This is a genomic window from Novosphingobium kunmingense (assembly GCF_002813245.1).
In the GTDB taxonomy this organism is placed as follows: Bacteria; Pseudomonadota; Alphaproteobacteria; order Sphingomonadales; family Sphingomonadaceae; genus Novosphingobium; species Novosphingobium kunmingense.
Map to the genome: position 1 here is coordinate 91,585 of NZ_PHUF01000005.1, position 15,950 is coordinate 107,534.

Consider the following 15,950-nt stretch of genomic DNA (forward strand, 5'->3'; position numbering starts at 1 on the left):
TGCTACAGCGCGAGGCCGGCCCGTCCCGCCAGCTCCGTAACGTACTGCCAGGCAACGCGGCCCGAGCGCGCCCCGCGCCGCTTGCTCCATTCCAGCGCTTCGCCCTCCTCCCAGGTCAGGCCATGGGCGGTGCAGTAACCGGCTATGATTGCGAGATAATCGTCCTGGCTGCAGGCGTGGAACCCGATCGACAGGCCGAAGCGGTCGGCCAGCGCGAGACGGTCGTCGACCGCATCGCGCGGGTTGATCGGGTCGTCCTGCTCGGACAGGTGGCGCGGCACGATCGCGCGCCGGTTCGAGGTGACCGCCAGCCGCACGTTGGCGGGGCGCGCCTCGACCCCGCCTTCAAGCCACGAGCGCAGCGCCCGCGGTCCGTCGCTGTCGCCGTCCTCGAAGCCTAGATCGTCGATGAACACCAGGAACCGGCGATCCGTCGCGCCGAGCGCCGCAAACAGTGCGCTGAGGGTGGGCAGCGCGCCGGGCGCGACCTGGACCAGCACCAGCCGATCGGGCGCCTCGGCCTGGGCCGCCACGACGCTCGAGCGGATCAGCGCCGACTTGCCCATTCCGCGCGATCCCCACAGCAACATGTCGTGCGCGGCGTGCCCGGCGGCAAGTCGCGCGACATTGTCGGTGACCAGCGCCTTTTGCGCCGCGACGCCGTGCAGCAGGTCGAGCGGCGGGGCGACGATCTGCGCGACCGGCCGCGCCGCGCCGTCCCAGACATAGGCGGGCGCCTTGCGCCAGTCGGTCACGCCAGTTGCTGCCGGCACCAACCGCTCGAGCGCGTCGGCAATGCGGGCCAGCGGGTCGCCCTGGTCGCTCATCCGGCCAGGTTTTCGCTGTCGAGTTCGTAGAGCAGGCCGGCACCGGCCATGGCGGCGGCCTTGAGGCCGCGCGCCTCGGTGGCGATGACCTCGGCAAAATACCGCGCCACGACGGCCTTGGCCCGGGCCTGCGGCGTGTCGTCACCTGCAAGAGCCTTTGCCTGCCGGGCAAGCTGGGCGCCGGCGACCGCAACCGCGCACATGGTACAGAACGCCACGCTGCCAGCCAGCCTATCGTCGAGCGAGGCGCTGGTCGTCATCCAGTCGGCAATCGCCGCGCAATCCTGGGCGAGGGCAGCGAGATCGGGGTAAGCCGCCGCATCGCGCGCCCTGTCGGCCAGCAGCGCCTTCAGGACCTTGCCGCCTTCGTAGCCGAGCTTTCGGGTGACGAGATCGGCGGCCTGAATGCCGTTGGTGCCTTCGTAAATCGGCGCGATCCGCGAGTCGCGATAGTGCTGGGCGGCGCCCGTCTCCTCGATGAAGCCCATGCCGCCGTGAATCTGGACGCCGATGCTGGCGACCTCGCAGCCAACGTCGGTGCCCCAGGCCTTGATTAGCGGGACGAGGCAATCGGCCCGCTGCTGCGCCCCGGCAATCCCCAGCGCGCCGCGATCGACCTGACCCGCGGTGTAGTAGAGCAGCGCCCGCGCGCCTTCGGTCAGCGCCCGCATGCGGAGCAGCATGCGGCGCACGTCGGGATGCTCGACGATGGCCACCGGCGCCTTGTCGGGCGAGCCGGCGCGGGCCGATTGCACGCGTTCGCGAGCGTAGCCGCTGGCTTGCTGCAACGCGCGCTCGGCAATCTGGACGCCCTGGCTGCCGACGTTGATCCGCGCCGAATTCATCATCGTGAACATGGCCTTGAGGCCCTCGTTCTCGTGCCCGACCAGTTCGCCGATGCAAGCATCGTTGTCACCGAAGGACATGACGCAGGTGGGCGAGGCCATGATCCCCAGCTTGTGCTCGAGGCTGACGCACCGCAGGTCGTTGCGCGCGCCGTGCGTGCCATCCGGATTGACCAGGTACTTCGGCACGACGAACAGCGAGATTCCGCGCGATCCCGCCGGCGCGCCCGGAGTGCGGGCCAGGACCAGATGGACGATGTTGCCGGCCAGCTGATGCTCGCCCCAGGTGATGAAGATCTTGGTGCCCTTGATCAGCCAGGTGCCGTCACCGCGTGGGGTCGCGGTGGTGCGTAGCGCGCCGACGTCGGATCCGGCCTGCGGTTCGGTCAGGTTCATGGTGCCCGACCATTCGCCGCTGATCAGCCTCGCCAGATAGGTTGCCTTCTGGTTGTCGCTGCCGTGATGCGCCAGGGCTTCGATCGCCCCGACGGTGAGCATCGGCAGAAGCGAGAAGGCCATGTTGGCCGCGCCGAGATTTTCGAGCACGTTGGCCGCAAGCGCGAAGGGCAGCCCCTGGCCGCCGAATTGCGCATCGCCGCTGATAGCGTTCCAGCCCTGTTCGACATAGGCGCGGTAAGCCTCGGCAAACCCGTCGGGCAGGGCAACCTCGCCATCGGCCAGCCTCGCCCCTTCGACATCGCCCTTGCGGTTGAGCGGCGCGAACTCGCCGGCGGCGAACTGGCCGATGCCATCGACGATCGCCTCGACCATGTCGGGCGTGGCGGCGGCGAAGCGCGCGTGGCCTGCCAGCTCGTCGATGCCGGCGTTGATCCTGATCGCCAGGACCTGGTCTGCGGTGGGGGCGGTGAAATCCATCTGCGTCGCGCTTTCCCTTGGCAAGTCTGCGCATCGCCTATAGCGCGGGGCCATGCCCGGCAAGCATGACAAGTCAACGATCCGCGTGGCGGACACGGCGGGAATTGCACTCGCGGCAGAGCGGCTGCGCCAGGGCGGGCTGGTCGCGGTGCCAACCGAAACGGTCTACGGGCTGGCCGCCCGCGCGGACAGCGCCGATGCCGTAGCGGCGATCTACCGCGCCAAGGGCCGCCCGGACTTCAACCCGCTCATCGTCCACGTCGCCGATTTGGCCCAGGCCGAAACGCTCGCCCTGTTCGATGGACGCGCGCGGCAATTGGCCGCGGCGTTCTGGCCGGGTGCGCTGACCATGGTCCTGCCGCTTCGCGCCGGGGCGCGAATCGCCCCCGCAGTGACCGCGGGACTGCCGTCGGTGGCGCTGCGCTGTCCGGCCCACCCGGTAATGGGGGCCGTCTTGCGGCAAAGCGGACTGGCTCTTGCCGCGCCGTCGGCGAACCGGAGCGGAGCGATCAGTCCTACCACGGCCGCGCACGTCGCAGGCTCGCTCGGCGACCGGGTCGACGTGATCCTTGATGGCGGCGCTTGCGCGGCGGGGATCGAAAGCACCATCGTCGCGCTGCGCCCGGATGGCACCTGGCAGATCCTGCGCCCGGGGCCGATCGACGAAGCATCTATCGGCGCGGTGCTGGGCGCGGCGAGTGACGCCACGCCGTCACTTGGAATCGAGGCACCGGGTCAGCTTGCCAGCCACTACGCGCCGGGCAAGCCGGTTCGGCTCAACGCCTCGAGTGCAGAGGAGGACGAGTTTCTGATCGGTTTCGGGCCGGTGCCGGGGGCAGTCAGCCTGTCCGCAACAGGCGATTTCAGCGAGGCGGCGTCGCGGCTCTATGCCTGCTTGCACCAGGCCGCAGCAGCGCCGCACCCGCGGATCGCGGTTGCGCCCGTGCGCGATGAAGGGATCGGCGCGGCGATCAACGACCGCCTGCGCCGCGCCGCGGCCTGATCAGCGCCCGACCGGCGCGTCGACGAGGCTTTCGATTTCGGCGGAAAGAGCCTCGGCCTTGGCGCAGGCCTCGCTGTTGCCGTCATCACAGCGCTTGGCCTCGCGATCGCGCTTGCGGGACAGCTTGCCGATCTGCTCCTCGCGCTCGCGCAGGGCGCGGCCGCGCTTCTCGTCGGATTCGCTCTGGCTGGTGGTCGCCAGGTCGACCCCCTTGCTGACCACCTTGACCGGCGCGGTCACTACGTCGAGCGCAGTCTTCGCAATGCAACCGCCCAGCGCGGGAAGCAGGCCGAACGCCATCAACAACCGAACCCCATGCTTCATTGTACCGCCCCTTCTTGCGAATCGGCGGCCATGAAACACGGGGCTGTTTGCGGGGACCTTAACGACGCCGGGATTATGCGGCGGGCGGTGTCGGATCCTCGGGCGCCGCGGGCGGGGTCGGCGGGGTCGGGGGAGCCGGCGCCTTGCCGGGGCCTTTCGTCTCGACCGGCCCTTCGCAGATCAGGCTGCCCGATCCCATCGACGTGACCTTGCAGCGCGCACGGCCCTTCACGGTGACCGTGCCCGAACCCATGATCGTCGCTTCGACATCTCCGTCCGAGGCAAATGCGGCATCGCCCGATCCGGCGATGGTCACCTTGGCTTTGTCGGCCTTGAGCGCATCCATGGCCGCCGATCCGCTGCCGGCGACCGTCAGGTCGAGCTTCTGCGTGGTGCCCGCGCCCCGAAAGGTGCCCGAGCCGGCTATCGTGAGGTCGAGCCGGTCGGCGCCGACGCCCTGCGTCTCGACCGTGCCCGAGCCGGCGACAACCACCTTCGCCCCGGCGGCGAGTGCCGGGGTAACGAGCTTGCCTGAACCGGCCAGGACCAGTTCCTTGGGCGCCGGCATGGTCACGCGGACGATGACGGTCTTGTCATCGCGGGCGAACATCTTGTCCTTGCGCAGGATGCCGAGCGCCCCGTCCTTCAACGTGAAGCGAACCTTGTCGGCCGCTTCGGGATCGCCGTCGACCGTGATGGCGAGCTTGTCGCCCTGGGTGATCTGCACCTCGTCGGGACCGGCGAGGACGACCTCGTCGGGCGCCTGTCCGCCAAGATCGAGGTCGGCGAGACGCTTGCCTTCCTCCCCGTTGAGATTGATCGTCGTCTTGCCGTCGCAACCGGCGACGGCCGCTGCGAGCGCGATGCCCACGATCGGCGCGAACGCGCGCATGAACTGCTGGAACTTCATGGCCACCTCCTGGCTTGTGTATTATCGATATAATACGGCAAGGCAGGGGTGACAAGTGTGCAACGAAAAAGGGCCGCCCGATTGGGGCAGCCCTTTGACGTTTTGCGCTGGTCCGGCGCGGATCAGGCGGTCGCCTGCTCCGCGTAGTACTTGGGCGCGTGTTCGTTGAGAATCGCGAGGATCTTCTGCAGCGCGGCCGGCTCGTCGGTCTTTTCCATGGCGGCGAGCTCGCGCGCCAGGCGCGAGGAGGCGGCTTCGAAGATCTGCCGTTCCGAATAGGACTGCTCCGGCTGGTCGTCGGCACGGAACAGGTCGCGGGTCACTTCGGCGATCGACACGAGGTCGCCCGAATTGATCTTCGCTTCGTATTCCTGGGCGCGGCGCGACCACATGGTGCGCTTGACCTTGGGCTTGCCCTTCAGGGTATCGAGCGCTTCACGCAGCGTCTTGTCCGACGAAAGCTTGCGCATGCCGATCGCCTCGACCTTGTTGGTCGGGACGCGGAGAGTCATGCGTTCCTTTTCAAAGCGCAGGACATAAAGTTCCAGTTTCATGCCGGCGATTTCCTGCTCTTGCAGTTCGATCACCCGGCCAACACCGTGCTTGGGATAAACGACGTAGTCACCAACATCGAAGGCGTGCGCCTTGACCACCATGTATCGTCCTTTCAATCACAGGACGAAGGCGCACGAAGCGCCCCAAAACGGCAGACTTTCCGGAAAACGGGTAGGAGTTTGCGACCCGGCCCGATGATCCCATCAACCGCTTTGTCCGTCCTGCCTTTCATGATTTCGCAGCTGCGCACAGAGCCCCGGGCTCCGGCAGTCACGGATTATATAACATATCCGTAACAATATTTCCAGAGCGCGCAAAAGCACGCGCCGCCGCGGGTTTCACGAAGCTGACGATGACAATCGGTTGCAGGCCACGACCGATTCGCGGCGGGGCGCCAAAGCGCGGGAATCAGCGCCGTCAGTCGCCTTCGCCGGGCTCGGCCGAGAAGTACTTGTCGAACTTGCCGTCAACGCCCTTGAACTCGTCCGCGTCGTCGGGCGAATCCTTCTTGGTGGTCAGGTTGGGCCATTCCGCCGAATACTTGGCATTCAGTTCGAGCCACTGTTCCAGACCGCTTTCGGTATCGGGAAGGATTGCCTCGGCCGGGCATTCAGGTTCGCACACGCCGCAGTCGATGCACTCGCTGGGGTTGATCACCAGCATGTTCTCGCCTTCGTAGAAGCAGTCGACCGGGCAGACCTCGACGCAGTCCATGTACTTGCAGCGGATGCAGGCGTCGGTAACGACATAGGTCATGGCAATCAGGTCCCCTCAGGCGTGGTAACATCGCCTGCTATGGGATTTGCGCCTGCTCCGTCAAGCACGCGGTAACACGATTGCGCTTCGGGCGCCGGGCCGCGACGGGCGGGCAGGGCGGCGATCTGCACCACGGTCACGCCGTGCGCCAAGGGCACCACCAGCACGTCGCCGATCGCGACGCCCTGCGCCGAGCGTTCGATCCGGCGCCCGTTGAGACGAATGTGACCCTGCTCGACCAGCACCTGCGCGGCGGAACGCGACTTGCAAAGGCGCAGGAACCACAGGAGCTTGTCGATCCGCACCGGATTCTACCGTACCAGGTCGGCCAGCGCGGCAAAGGCGCCGGCGGGCGTCGGCAGCGGTTTGGCCGATCCCACCGGCGCCCGGTGCGATGGCCGCCACCGCCATCGTGGCGGCTGCGGCGGGCCGAACACGCCATCGGCCAGCGGTCGCGGGACCGAAGCGGTAAAGCCGCCGAGGCGCAGAAGGTGCGCATAGGACAGGGTCGACAGCCCGGTCGAAACGGCCAAGGCGGGGTCGAGGATGAACGGCTTTCCCGCAGACACAACGCGTGTGTGATGGGCGAGGCGCAAAAGCTTTTCGCCGATATCGTGGCGGATCGCCTGCCGCCCGAGGGCACGGTATCCCGGCGGCGGCAGCGCCTTGCCCGACAGGGGGACCACCGGCGGCATCGACGGAACCGGAGCTGGTATCTGTATACCCCGAACCGCCTGCAGCGCACGCCAAGCGCCCAGCGCCGATGGCTTGAGCATGGCCGGCACGAACAGGTCGAGCGCACCGACCGTGACGCCAAGACGTCGCAACCGTTCGCGCTGTGCCTTGTCGAGCCGGTCGAGACCGGACCCCTCGCGCGCCAGGATCCCGCCGGCTTCGACCAGGTGGATCAGGAGCGCACGTAGTTCCGGCCCGGCGGCCGGATCTGAGCAGGCGTCCTGCAACTGGTGCAACGGGCGGAGAGCGGCGAGCGATGCGTCGAGCCAGGCGGTCAGCGCGCACTCGATATCGCCGCGCAGGGCCGCGGGAAGCGAGACTAGCGAGGGATCGAGGATCAAGGCCGGCTTCAGGGCAGAGCGGCCGGGCTGCAACCGCGCGATCGCCTCGCCATCCCAGTCGATCCGCACTCCGTCGAGTGCCAGCGGCGGACTGTCCTCGCGCAGCCGGGCGAGAAGCTCCGCGCCGCGGGCGTTCAGCACCTCGGGCAGGTGCCGTTCGGCCGCGGCCAGCAGCAGCTTGCGGTCGGCCAGTCGGGCCTGCGGATCGACACGGAAACGGAAGCCCGCAAGGTGGCCGATCGGCTCGCCATCGACCAGCACGGCATCGTCCTCGATCGTGACCGGCAACAGCGCGGCGTCGGGACCCAGCTTCTTCATCAGCACGGTGGTGCGGCGATTGACGAAGCGTTCAGTCAGTCGGGCATGGAGCGCATCGGACAGGCGGGCTTCGGCGGCGCGGGCGCGCGCGGCCATTTCGTCGCGCGCCAGGACCCAGTCGGGGCGCTGCGCGACATAGGCCCACGATCGGATCGCGGCGATGCGCATCTGCAAGGTGTCGATATCGCCGATCGGTCGGTCAAGGTCGGCGATGGCCTTCGCAACGTAATCGCCGCCCAGGTGCCCGCCGCGCAGGTCCTGCCACAGCCGGGCGACGAAGCGCGAATGGGTGTCGACGCCGGCCTGGCGGAAGTCTGGCAGCGAGCAGGCATCCCAGAAACGCCTGACTGCTGCGGGGCCGCGCACCGTGGCGGCCACATCGGGATCCTCGGCCAGGCGCTTCAACACGGCCAGGTCGATGGCCTCGGGCGCGGCGGCCAGCTCTGGACGGTCGGGCCGGCGTTCGAGGTCCGCGGTCAGCACCGCCAGGCTGTCGAAGCGCGGCTCGGCCTCGCGCCAGAACAGCCGGGTCAGCGGCGCGAAGCGATGCTCTTCGATCGCGTAGACCTCTTCAGCGGTGAACTCGGCATCGTGGCCGCCGGTCCCGGCCAGGGTGCCGAAGGTGCCGTCGCGCTGGTGGCGCCCGGCCCGGCCGGCAATCTGCGCCATTTCGGTAGGGAGCAGGCGGCGCCGACGCACCCCGTCGAACTTCGACAGGCCGGCAAAGGCGACATGGTCGATGTCGAGGTTGAGACCCATGCCGATCGCGTCGGTTGCGACGAGATAATCGACCTCGCCCGCCTGGTAGAGCGCGACCTGGCGGTTCCGCGTCTCGGGCGACAGCGCGCCCATGACCACGGCGGCGCCGCCCCGGAACCGTCGCAGCATCTCCGCCACGGCATAGACCTGCTCGGCGCTGAAGGCGACGATCGCGCTGCGCGGCGGGATACGGCTCAGTTTGCGCGCGCCGTTGTGGCGCAGCGTGGAAAACCGCGGGCGGCTGACCACCTCGGCCTCCGGGATGAGGGCGCGGACCAGAGGCTCGATCGTAGCCGAGCCGAGGATCATCGTCTCCTCGCGCCCGCGCGCGTGAAGCAGGCGGTCGGTGAAGATGTGGCCGCGCTCACGGTCGGCGCCGAGCTGCGCCTCGTCCAGCGCGACGAAGGCGAGGTCGGCGTGGACCGGCATGGCTTCGGCGGTGCACAGCAGCCATCGCGCGTTCTTCGGCTCGATCCGTTCCTCGCCCGTGATCAGGGCGACGCGGTCCGCTCCCTTGATGGCGCAGACCCGGTCATAGACTTCGCGCGCAAGGAGCCGCAGGGGAAAGCCGATCGCGCCCGAGGAGTGGGCGCAGAGCCGTTCGATCGCCAGGTGGGTCTTGCCGGTGTTGGTCGGGCCGAGCACGGCCTTGATCCGGCTGTCGCTGACGCGGGCTTTGGCGCGGGCGGGTGGCTGGGCCATTATTCCGGTTAGATGGCACCGGCTTAGCTCCCCTGCAAGGCGGCTTCGACGGCATTCCCCAACAGCGCGCCGCGCCCTCGGTTTAGCCAAGAATTAACTAAGGGCGGTGCAGGGTCGCGGCTCGGTTCAAACGCATCCTTGGGGGTCACTGGTGTTCAAGCCGCGCGATCTGGCGCAGGACGACTATGGCGCGCCGCTTGGCGCGGCCATCGCCCTTGTGCCGCCGATGGGCGCTGCGGCGAGCCCCGCAAAGCCGCGCAGCCGCCTGCTGCAACGCATCAAGGCCCGCCATGCAGCGGCGCGCACGGCGCTTGATTCATCAGACTGGGCGGTCGACCTTGCCGAGGACATCGGCAGCGCCGACTGGTTTCGCGGCCTCGCCACCATGGTCGCACTGGGCGCGCTTGCCGTATCGATGGCACCGTCGGATGTCCTCCTGCCTACTGCACCGGCCACCGCGATCGATGCCGTAGCCCGCGACGAGTTCCGCAGCCAGATGATCCAGCCGATTGCGCTCGGCAGCGACAGTGGCCGACGCATGGGCGCCGGCCCCGCGGTCGTGCCTCTGACCAGCGCGCCGCAGCGCACCGCCGTGCAAGTGACCGCGACCCTCGGCCAGGGCGACAGCTTTGCCCGCATGCTCGAACGCGCCGGGGTTGGCGCAGGCGATGCGGCGCAGGTCGAGCGGATGATTGCGGGCGTCGTCTCGCCCGCCACGATCGCGCCGGGTACCCGGGTCGACATCACGCTCGGCCAGCCAGCCGACGGAGAAAGCCTGCGTCCGCTCGCCAAGCTGGCCTTCCGCGCGCGGTTCGACCTCGACCTCTCGGTGGAGCGGGGATCGTCCGGACTGGCGCTGTCGCAGCATCCGATCCGCATCGATACGACCCCGCTGCGCATCCGCGGCACGGTTGGGGCGGGCATATATCGTTCCGCGCGTGCAGCAGGGGCGCCGATCGAGGCGATCCAGCAGTACCTCCAGGTAATCGACCAGCACCTCAGCCTCGACACAGAAGTGGCGCCGGGCGACACCTTCGACATCATCGTCGCGTACCGCCGCTCGGCCAGCGGCGAGACCCAGGTCGGCGAACTGCTCTACGCCGGGCTCGAACGCGGCGGCCGGCCGCAGGCTCAACTGTTGCGCTGGGGCGGCGACGGCCAGTTCTTCGAAGCGTCGGGCATGGGGGCGCAGCGCACCGGCCTGATCATGCCGGTCGTCGGGCGCATCACCTCCTCCTTCGGGGCGCGGCGGCATCCGATCCTCGGCTATACCCGGATGCATGCGGGCATCGATTTCGGCGCAGGATACGGCTCGCCGATCTATGCGGTGGGCGATGCCATGGTCGATTTCTCGGGCTGGCACGGCGGTCACGGCAACTACGTCCGCCTGAATCACGGCGGCGGCTACGGCACTGGCTATGCCCACATGAGCCGCATCGCCGTTTCGTCCGGCAGCCGCGTGCGTGCCGGACAAGTGATCGGCTATGTCGGGTCGACCGGCCTTTCGACCGGGCCGCACCTGCATTACGAACTGTACAAGAACGGCCGCCCGGTGAACCCGCTGTCGGTCCGCTTCACGGTCAGCCAGCAGGTCGATGCGGCGGAACTCGCTGCCTTCAAGAAGAAGCTTGCCGATCTCAAGCAGGTGGCTCCCGGTGCGGCCACGGCCAGCCTTGCCCCGCGGCAGGCGGTGATCGCCAGCGCAAGCGGACGTGAAATCGACCGCCTTGGCGATTGAAGCCGCGCTTCTGCGGCTCTAGAGGTTGGCCGTCATGACCGGACCCTTTCCCGCCACGCGCCTGCGCCGCACCCGTGCCACCGCGTGGAGTCGCGCGCTGCACCGCGAAACCCTGCTCACCCCTGCCGACCTGATCTGGCCGCTGTTCGTGACCGACGGCACCGGGGTGGAAGAGCCGATCGGCTCACTGCCCGGCGTGTCGCGGTGGTCGGTCGACGGGATCGTCGCCCGGGCGCGCGAGGCGGTGGACCTCGGCATCCCGGTTCTGGCGCTGTTCCCCTACACGCAGTCCGGGCGGCGCAGCGCAGATGGCAAGGAAGCGCTCAACCCCGACAACCTGATGTGCCGCGCGATCGCGGCGATCAAGCAGGCCTGCGGCGATGATATCGGCGTGCTGACCGACGTGGCGCTCGATCCCTATACCGATCACGGCCAGGACGGGCTGGTCGACGAGGCCGGCTACGTCGTCAACGACGCGACGGTCGACGTGCTGGTCGGGCAAAGCCTCAACCAGGCGCGCGCCGGGGCAGACATCATCGCCCCCAGCGACATGATGGACGGCCGCATTGGCGCGATCCGCGATGCACTGGAACAGGGCGGCCACGCCAACGTCCAGATCATGAGCTACGCTGCGAAGTACGCCAGCGCCTTCTACGGCCCGTTCCGCGACGCGGTCGGCAGCCGCGGACTCCTGAAGGGCGACAAGAAGACCTACCAGATGGACCCGGCCAACGCCGAGGAAGCTCTGCGCGAAGTGGAACTGGACCTGGCCGAAGGCGCCGACAGCGTGATGGTCAAGCCGGGGCTGCCCTATCTCGACATCGTGCGCCGGGTGAAGGACGCGTTCGAGGTGCCGGTCTTCGCCTACCAGGTCAGCGGCGAATACGCGATGATCGAGGCGGCGGTCGCCGCCGGCGCCGGGGAACGCGACGCGCTGGTCCTGGAAACGCTGCTGGCCTTCAAACGGGCCGGCTGTTCGGGGATGCTCACCTATCACGCGGCGCACGCGGCGCGGCTGCTGGGCGCATGATCGCAACTTCGCGGCTTGTCCTGCGCTCGTGGCGGGGCGACGATCTCGATGCGTTTCACGCGATCAACTCCGATCCCGAGGTTATGGCCACGCTGGGCCCGGTGATGTCCCGCGACGAGGTGGCCGCCCTGATCGCGCGGATGCAGGCCATGGAGGCGCGCGACGGCCACTGCTTCTGGGCGCTTGAGCGGACTGACGACGCGCGGCTGATCGGCTGGTGCGGTGTCATCCGCGGCACCGCCGGCCCGGTGGAGGGCAAGGCGGAGATCGGCTGGCGGCTGGCGCGCGCGGCCTGGGGGCAGGGTTTCGCCTCGGAAGCGGCCGTGGCGACGATCGAATGGGTGCAGCGCAACCTGCCCGATCCCGATGTCTGGGCGATCACGGCCACCGTCAACACCCGCAGTCGCGCCGTAATGGAGCGGCTGGGCATGCACCGCCGGCCGGGCCTTGATTTCGACCATCCCTCCGTGCCGGAAGGCAGCCCGCTGCGCCCCCACGTAACCTATTCGCTGGAGCTTCCGCGTTGAATGGTATGATGATACCGCAAAGTGCGGCGCGTCCGCTGTTCGTGGCGACGATCCTGGTTGGCAGCTTCCTGTTGTTCCTGGTCCAGCCGATGGTCGCGCGGATGGCGTTGCCGCGGCTGGGCGGCGCGCCGAACGTCTGGAACAGCGCGATGCTGGTCTACCAGGCGCTGCTGCTCGGCGGCTATTACTATGCGCACCGGCTCGGCAAGCTGCCGGTTGCGCGCCAGGCGCGGATTCACCTCGTGCTCTTCGCGCTCGCCGCGCTGACCCTGCCGGTTGGGCTGATCGGCCTGCCGCCGGCACGCGCCGGGCTCGAGGCGCTGTGGGTTCCGGCCCTGCTTGCCCTGTCGATCGGACCGGTCTTTCTGCTGGTTTCCGCGCAGGCCCCGTTGATGCAACGCTGGTACGCAGCCAATCCGCAGGCGGGCGAACCCTGGGCTCTTTACGCCGCCTCGAACCTCGGCAGCTTTTCGGGCCTGATTGCCTATCCGCTGCTGGCCGAACCGCTGCTTTCGATCCGCGCCCAGTCGTGGGGCTGGTCGATCGGGTACGGCCTGCTCTTCGCGCTGATCGCGCTCTGCGCCCTCGCGCGGCGCGGCGCGGTCGATGCCCAGGCGCTAACGAACGATCAGAAGGCTGCTGCCCCGCCGATCCCGCGCCGCACGATCGCCCTGTGGCTGGGGCTCGCCGCAGTGCCATCGGGCCTGATGCTGTCGACCACGACCCACCTTACTACCGATCTCTTCGCCATGCCGCTCTTGTGGGTGATCCCGCTCGGCATCTATCTGCTCAGCTTCGTGTTCGCCTTCTCGGGCAATCGCGCCGGGGTTCGGGTGATGACGGCGGGCGCCTGGCCGGCGGTGTTCTTTGCCGGGGCGATGGCCATGGTCTCGCAAGGGGCGAACGGCCTCATTCCGGTGTTCGCCTCGGTCGGCCTGCTGTTCCTGATCTGCGTCGCTTTGCATGGTAGGCTCTATGACGAGAGGCCAGATCCGGCACACCTGACGCTGTTCTATCTCGTCATGTCGCTGGGCGGGGCCCTGGGCGGACTGTTCACGGCGCTGATCGCGCCGCTGGCCTTCGACTGGGCCTGGGAGCATCCGATCCTGGTCCTCGCCGCCGCGCTGCTGTTGCCGGCTGCCCCGTCGCTCGACTGGCGCGCCATGCCGGGGCTCGACCGGCCGCTGCATAGGATCGTCATCGCGGTCGGACTCGCGCTGGCGCTGTTCTGCGCCTGGCAGATCACCATGATCGTCGAGGCGAACGGCAGCGGCCTCATCTCCTCGTTTTGGCTGGTCGGCGTCGTCGCCGGCGGCCTGATCGTCTCGCAGTGGAACTGGCTTGCGGCCATGGTCCTCCTCTGGGCGATGCTGGCGCAGGGCGGCCTGCTGACGATCAAGGACACGTTCGAAGGCGTGCGCCAGCGCAGCTACTTCGGGATCTACACCGTGCGCGACCGGCCGGCGGAGATGTCGCGCACGCTGGCCCACGGTACCACGCTCCACGGTACGCAATCGACCGATCCGGCGCGGCGCAACCTGCCGCTGACCTATTACGGCCCGACCTCGGGCGTGGGGCTGGTCTTTGCCAAGGCGCAGGACCTCTATGGCCCGGGGGCGCGGCTCGGGGTAGTCGGGCTCGGCGCCGGATCGCTCGCCTGCTACAAGCGCCCGGGCGAGGTCTGGACCTTCTTCGAGATCGACCCGCTGGTGCTGCGCTATTCCGAAAACCGCACCTTCACCTACCTCAAGGATTGCGCGCCCGACGCCCGGGTGGTGCTGGGCGATGCGCGGCTCGAATTGGCGCGCGTTCCCGCAGGATCGATCGACGTGCTCGCGGTCGACGCCTTTTCCTCGGACGCGATCCCGCTGCACCTGATGACCGACGAGGCGGTGGCGGTGTACGAACGCGCGCTTTCGCCCAAGGGGGTCATGCTGCTGCACATCTCGAACCGCTTCATCGACCTGGAGCCGGTGCTGGCCGCCGATGCGAAAAAGCGCGGCCTTGCCGCGAAGAAGCGGGCCGATTCGCCCGACCCCGGCCTCGGCTATACCCCGTCGACCTGGATCATGCTGGGCCGCGATCCTGCCGCCGTCGCGGCTGCTGCGGCCGCAGGCGATGGGCAGGAATGGCTTGGCCTCGCCGCGCCGGCAAAGTCCGTATGGACCGATGACCACGCCTCGATCCTGCCGCATGTCGAATGGCGCAACGTAGTGGGAACCCCGCAATGACCCGACCCGATGTGACCCTGATAGCGATCCACGGCAAGGCGCCGCGCATCCACGACACCGCCTTCATCGCCCCCGGCTGCCGGATCATCGGCGATGTCGAGATCGGGCCGGACGTCAGCATCTGGTACAACTGCGTGCTGCGCGCCGATGTCAGCCGCATCGTGATCGGGGCGCGCAGCAACGTGCAGGACGGCAGCGTGGTGCACTGCGATCCGCCGCGCCCGGGCGATCCCGATGGTTCGCCGACGATCATCGGCGAAGACGTGCTGATCGGCCACATGGCCATGGTCCACGGCTGCGTGATCGAGGACCGCGGCTTCGTCGGTCTTGGCGCGATCGTCATGAACAAGGCGCGCATCGGCAGCGATGCCATGCTTGCCGCCGGCGCGATGCTGATCGAGGGCAAGGTGATCGAACCGCGCCAGCTGTGGGGCGGGCGACCCGCGCGCTTCATGCGCGAACTCGACGAAGCGGCGATAATGGGCATGCGGATCGGCACGGCGCACTATGTCGAGAACGGACGCCACCACGCTGCGGCCATCGCCGCCGCCGGTCATGGCCCGGCCCCGGCCTGACCATCCCGCACCCGATGCGATCCGCGCCCTGATCGACGACCAGGGACGGCTCGCCCTGCGCGTCACGCCCGGCGCCCGAACCGAGGCAGTCGAACTTGGCGACGGGCGGCTGGTCGTCAAGGTCCGCGCCAAGGCCGAGGACGGCAAGGCCAATGCCGCCGTCCTCGCCCTGGTGGCCGATGCGCTCGGCCTGGCGACGTCACGACTGCAGATGTTGCGCGGCGCAACCGGGCGCGACAAGCTGATCGCGGTCGAACTCTAGCCGTTTGGCAGGCGCAGGGCGGCGAGGCCCAGAACGCCCGCCCACGTTGCCGCGCCCCACAGCGTCAGCAGCGGAGCGTGCAGCCAGCCCGTTGCCCCGACGACCGCGCCCAGCGCCAGGCCGAGCCACAGCACCAGCCACAGGCTCCACCCCTCGCCGCCCCGACCGAGCAGATGCGCCGCAAGGCCTTGGCCGAACCGGACCAGCGCGCCGGTCATGTAGGTAAGGCCGACCGCCACTTCGCCGCCGCGCTGGAAGGTGTTGTTGATCGCGCCCATCGCCAGCACCAGCAGTCCAAGGGTCAGTGCGCCGAAGCCGGCGGCGTTGGCACCGGCCGCGCCCGCGAGCAGCAGCGCGACGGTTGCCAGGACGGCGGACTTGCGCCGCGCGCCAGCGACGGTCGCAATCAGCGCGCCGCCAACAACTCCCGCCACGAAGCCGGCAATCAGCATGAGCGGCACCACTGCGGTCGGCGGCGCGGTTGCCACGTCGATCCCCAGCCGCGTGGTGTTGCCCGACATGAAGGAGACGAAATAGCGGTCGCCCGAAAGGAAACCGACGGCATCTACGCAGCCGGCCAGCATGGCTGCGGCCACGGCGAGGGCCTGGCGCGGTCGGTCGTAGGCTTGCACGCCG

At 68.7% G+C, this 15,950-nt stretch carries 16 protein-coding genes; 7 read left to right on the forward strand and 9 right to left on the reverse strand.

The window, feature by feature from the left end:
* Positions 1–2 precede the first annotated feature (2 nt).
* Both B0I00_RS13195 and B0I00_RS13200 read right to left on the reverse strand, forming a co-directional pair.
* Positions 3–827 carry an ATP-binding protein gene (locus tag B0I00_RS13195; RefSeq protein ID WP_100867889.1) on the reverse strand — a complete coding sequence of 275 codons (825 nt, stop codon included), beginning with the start codon at positions 825–827 and terminating at the stop codon, positions 3–5.
* Positions 824–2,548: an acyl-CoA dehydrogenase family protein gene (locus B0I00_RS13200; protein WP_100867890.1), complete on the reverse strand. Its 1,725-nt coding sequence runs from the start codon at positions 2,546–2,548 to the stop codon at positions 824–826. Before B0I00_RS13200 ends, B0I00_RS13195 begins: the two co-directional genes overlap by 4 nt.
* A 52-nt stretch (positions 2,549–2,600) precedes the next feature.
* Between B0I00_RS13200 and B0I00_RS13205 the strand changes: the two genes are divergently transcribed.
* Positions 2,601–3,551 carry an L-threonylcarbamoyladenylate synthase gene (locus B0I00_RS13205; protein ID WP_100867891.1) on the forward strand — a complete coding sequence of 317 codons (951 nt, stop codon included), beginning with the start codon at positions 2,601–2,603 and terminating at the stop codon, positions 3,549–3,551.
* Here B0I00_RS13205 and B0I00_RS13210 read toward each other — a convergent pair whose 3' ends face one another.
* The 6 genes from B0I00_RS13210 to B0I00_RS13230 form a co-directional block, all read right to left on the reverse strand.
* Complete coding sequence (locus B0I00_RS13210; RefSeq protein ID WP_100867892.1) at positions 3,552–3,875, reverse strand: hypothetical protein; 324 nt, start codon at positions 3,873–3,875, stop codon at positions 3,552–3,554. It abuts the gene before it with no gap.
* A 73-nt stretch (positions 3,876–3,948) separates the two neighbouring features.
* Complete coding sequence (locus B0I00_RS13215) at positions 3,949–4,785, reverse strand: head GIN domain-containing protein (RefSeq protein WP_157812571.1); 837 nt, start codon at positions 4,783–4,785, stop codon at positions 3,949–3,951.
* 122 nt (positions 4,786–4,907) lie between these two features.
* Complete coding sequence (locus B0I00_RS13220; protein ID WP_100867894.1) at positions 4,908–5,441, reverse strand: CarD family transcriptional regulator; 534 nt, start codon at positions 5,439–5,441, stop codon at positions 4,908–4,910.
* A gap of 316 nt (positions 5,442–5,757) precedes the next feature.
* Positions 5,758–6,096 carry a ferredoxin FdxA gene (fdxA, locus tag B0I00_RS13225; RefSeq protein ID WP_100867895.1) on the reverse strand — a complete coding sequence of 113 codons (339 nt, stop codon included), beginning with the start codon at positions 6,094–6,096 and terminating at the stop codon, positions 5,758–5,760.
* A 5-nt stretch (positions 6,097–6,101) separates the two neighbouring features.
* On the reverse strand, positions 6,102–6,401 hold the full coding sequence (locus B0I00_RS17200; protein ID WP_198519248.1) for an RNA-binding S4 domain-containing protein: 300 nt from the start codon (positions 6,399–6,401) through the stop codon (positions 6,102–6,104).
* A gap of 6 nt (positions 6,402–6,407) precedes the next feature.
* The gene (locus B0I00_RS13230) at positions 6,408–8,951 is read right to left on the reverse strand and encodes a helicase-related protein (RefSeq protein WP_198519249.1); all 2,544 of its coding nucleotides are present in this window, start codon (positions 8,949–8,951) and stop codon (positions 6,408–6,410) included.
* Between the two features lie 151 nt (positions 8,952–9,102).
* On the opposite strand from B0I00_RS13230, the gene B0I00_RS13235 reads away from it, so the two are divergent.
* From B0I00_RS13235 to B0I00_RS13260, 6 genes are read left to right on the forward strand one after another with little or no spacing between them, the layout of a single operon-like run.
* On the forward strand, positions 9,103–10,689 hold the full coding sequence (locus tag B0I00_RS13235; protein ID WP_232730240.1) for a M23 family metallopeptidase: 1,587 nt from the start codon (positions 9,103–9,105) through the stop codon (positions 10,687–10,689).
* 34 nt (positions 10,690–10,723) lie between these two features.
* Positions 10,724–11,719: a porphobilinogen synthase gene (hemB, locus tag B0I00_RS13240; RefSeq protein WP_100867896.1), complete on the forward strand. Its 996-nt coding sequence runs from the start codon at positions 10,724–10,726 to the stop codon at positions 11,717–11,719.
* Complete coding sequence (locus tag B0I00_RS13245) at positions 11,716–12,246, forward strand: GNAT family N-acetyltransferase (protein WP_100867897.1); 531 nt, start codon at positions 11,716–11,718, stop codon at positions 12,244–12,246. Before hemB ends, B0I00_RS13245 begins: the two co-directional genes overlap by 4 nt.
* Positions 12,247–12,251: 5 nt before the next feature.
* Complete coding sequence (locus B0I00_RS13250; protein ID WP_198519250.1) at positions 12,252–14,477, forward strand: spermidine synthase; 2,226 nt, start codon at positions 12,252–12,254, stop codon at positions 14,475–14,477.
* Positions 14,474–15,052 (forward strand): gamma carbonic anhydrase family protein, encoded by a 579-nt coding sequence (locus B0I00_RS13255; protein ID WP_100867898.1) that lies wholly within the window; start codon positions 14,474–14,476, stop codon positions 15,050–15,052. The genes B0I00_RS13250 and B0I00_RS13255 overlap by 4 nt, the downstream gene beginning before the upstream one ends.
* Complete coding sequence (locus B0I00_RS13260; protein ID WP_100867899.1) at positions 15,033–15,314, forward strand: DUF167 domain-containing protein; 282 nt, start codon at positions 15,033–15,035, stop codon at positions 15,312–15,314. Before B0I00_RS13255 ends, B0I00_RS13260 begins: the two co-directional genes overlap by 20 nt.
* Here the strand turns inward: B0I00_RS13260 and B0I00_RS13265 are convergent.
* Positions 15,311–15,946 carry a YoaK family protein gene (locus tag B0I00_RS13265; RefSeq protein ID WP_100867900.1) on the reverse strand — a complete coding sequence of 212 codons (636 nt, stop codon included), beginning with the start codon at positions 15,944–15,946 and terminating at the stop codon, positions 15,311–15,313. The genes B0I00_RS13260 and B0I00_RS13265 overlap by 4 nt on opposite strands.
* Between the last annotated feature and the right edge of the window lie 4 nt (positions 15,947–15,950).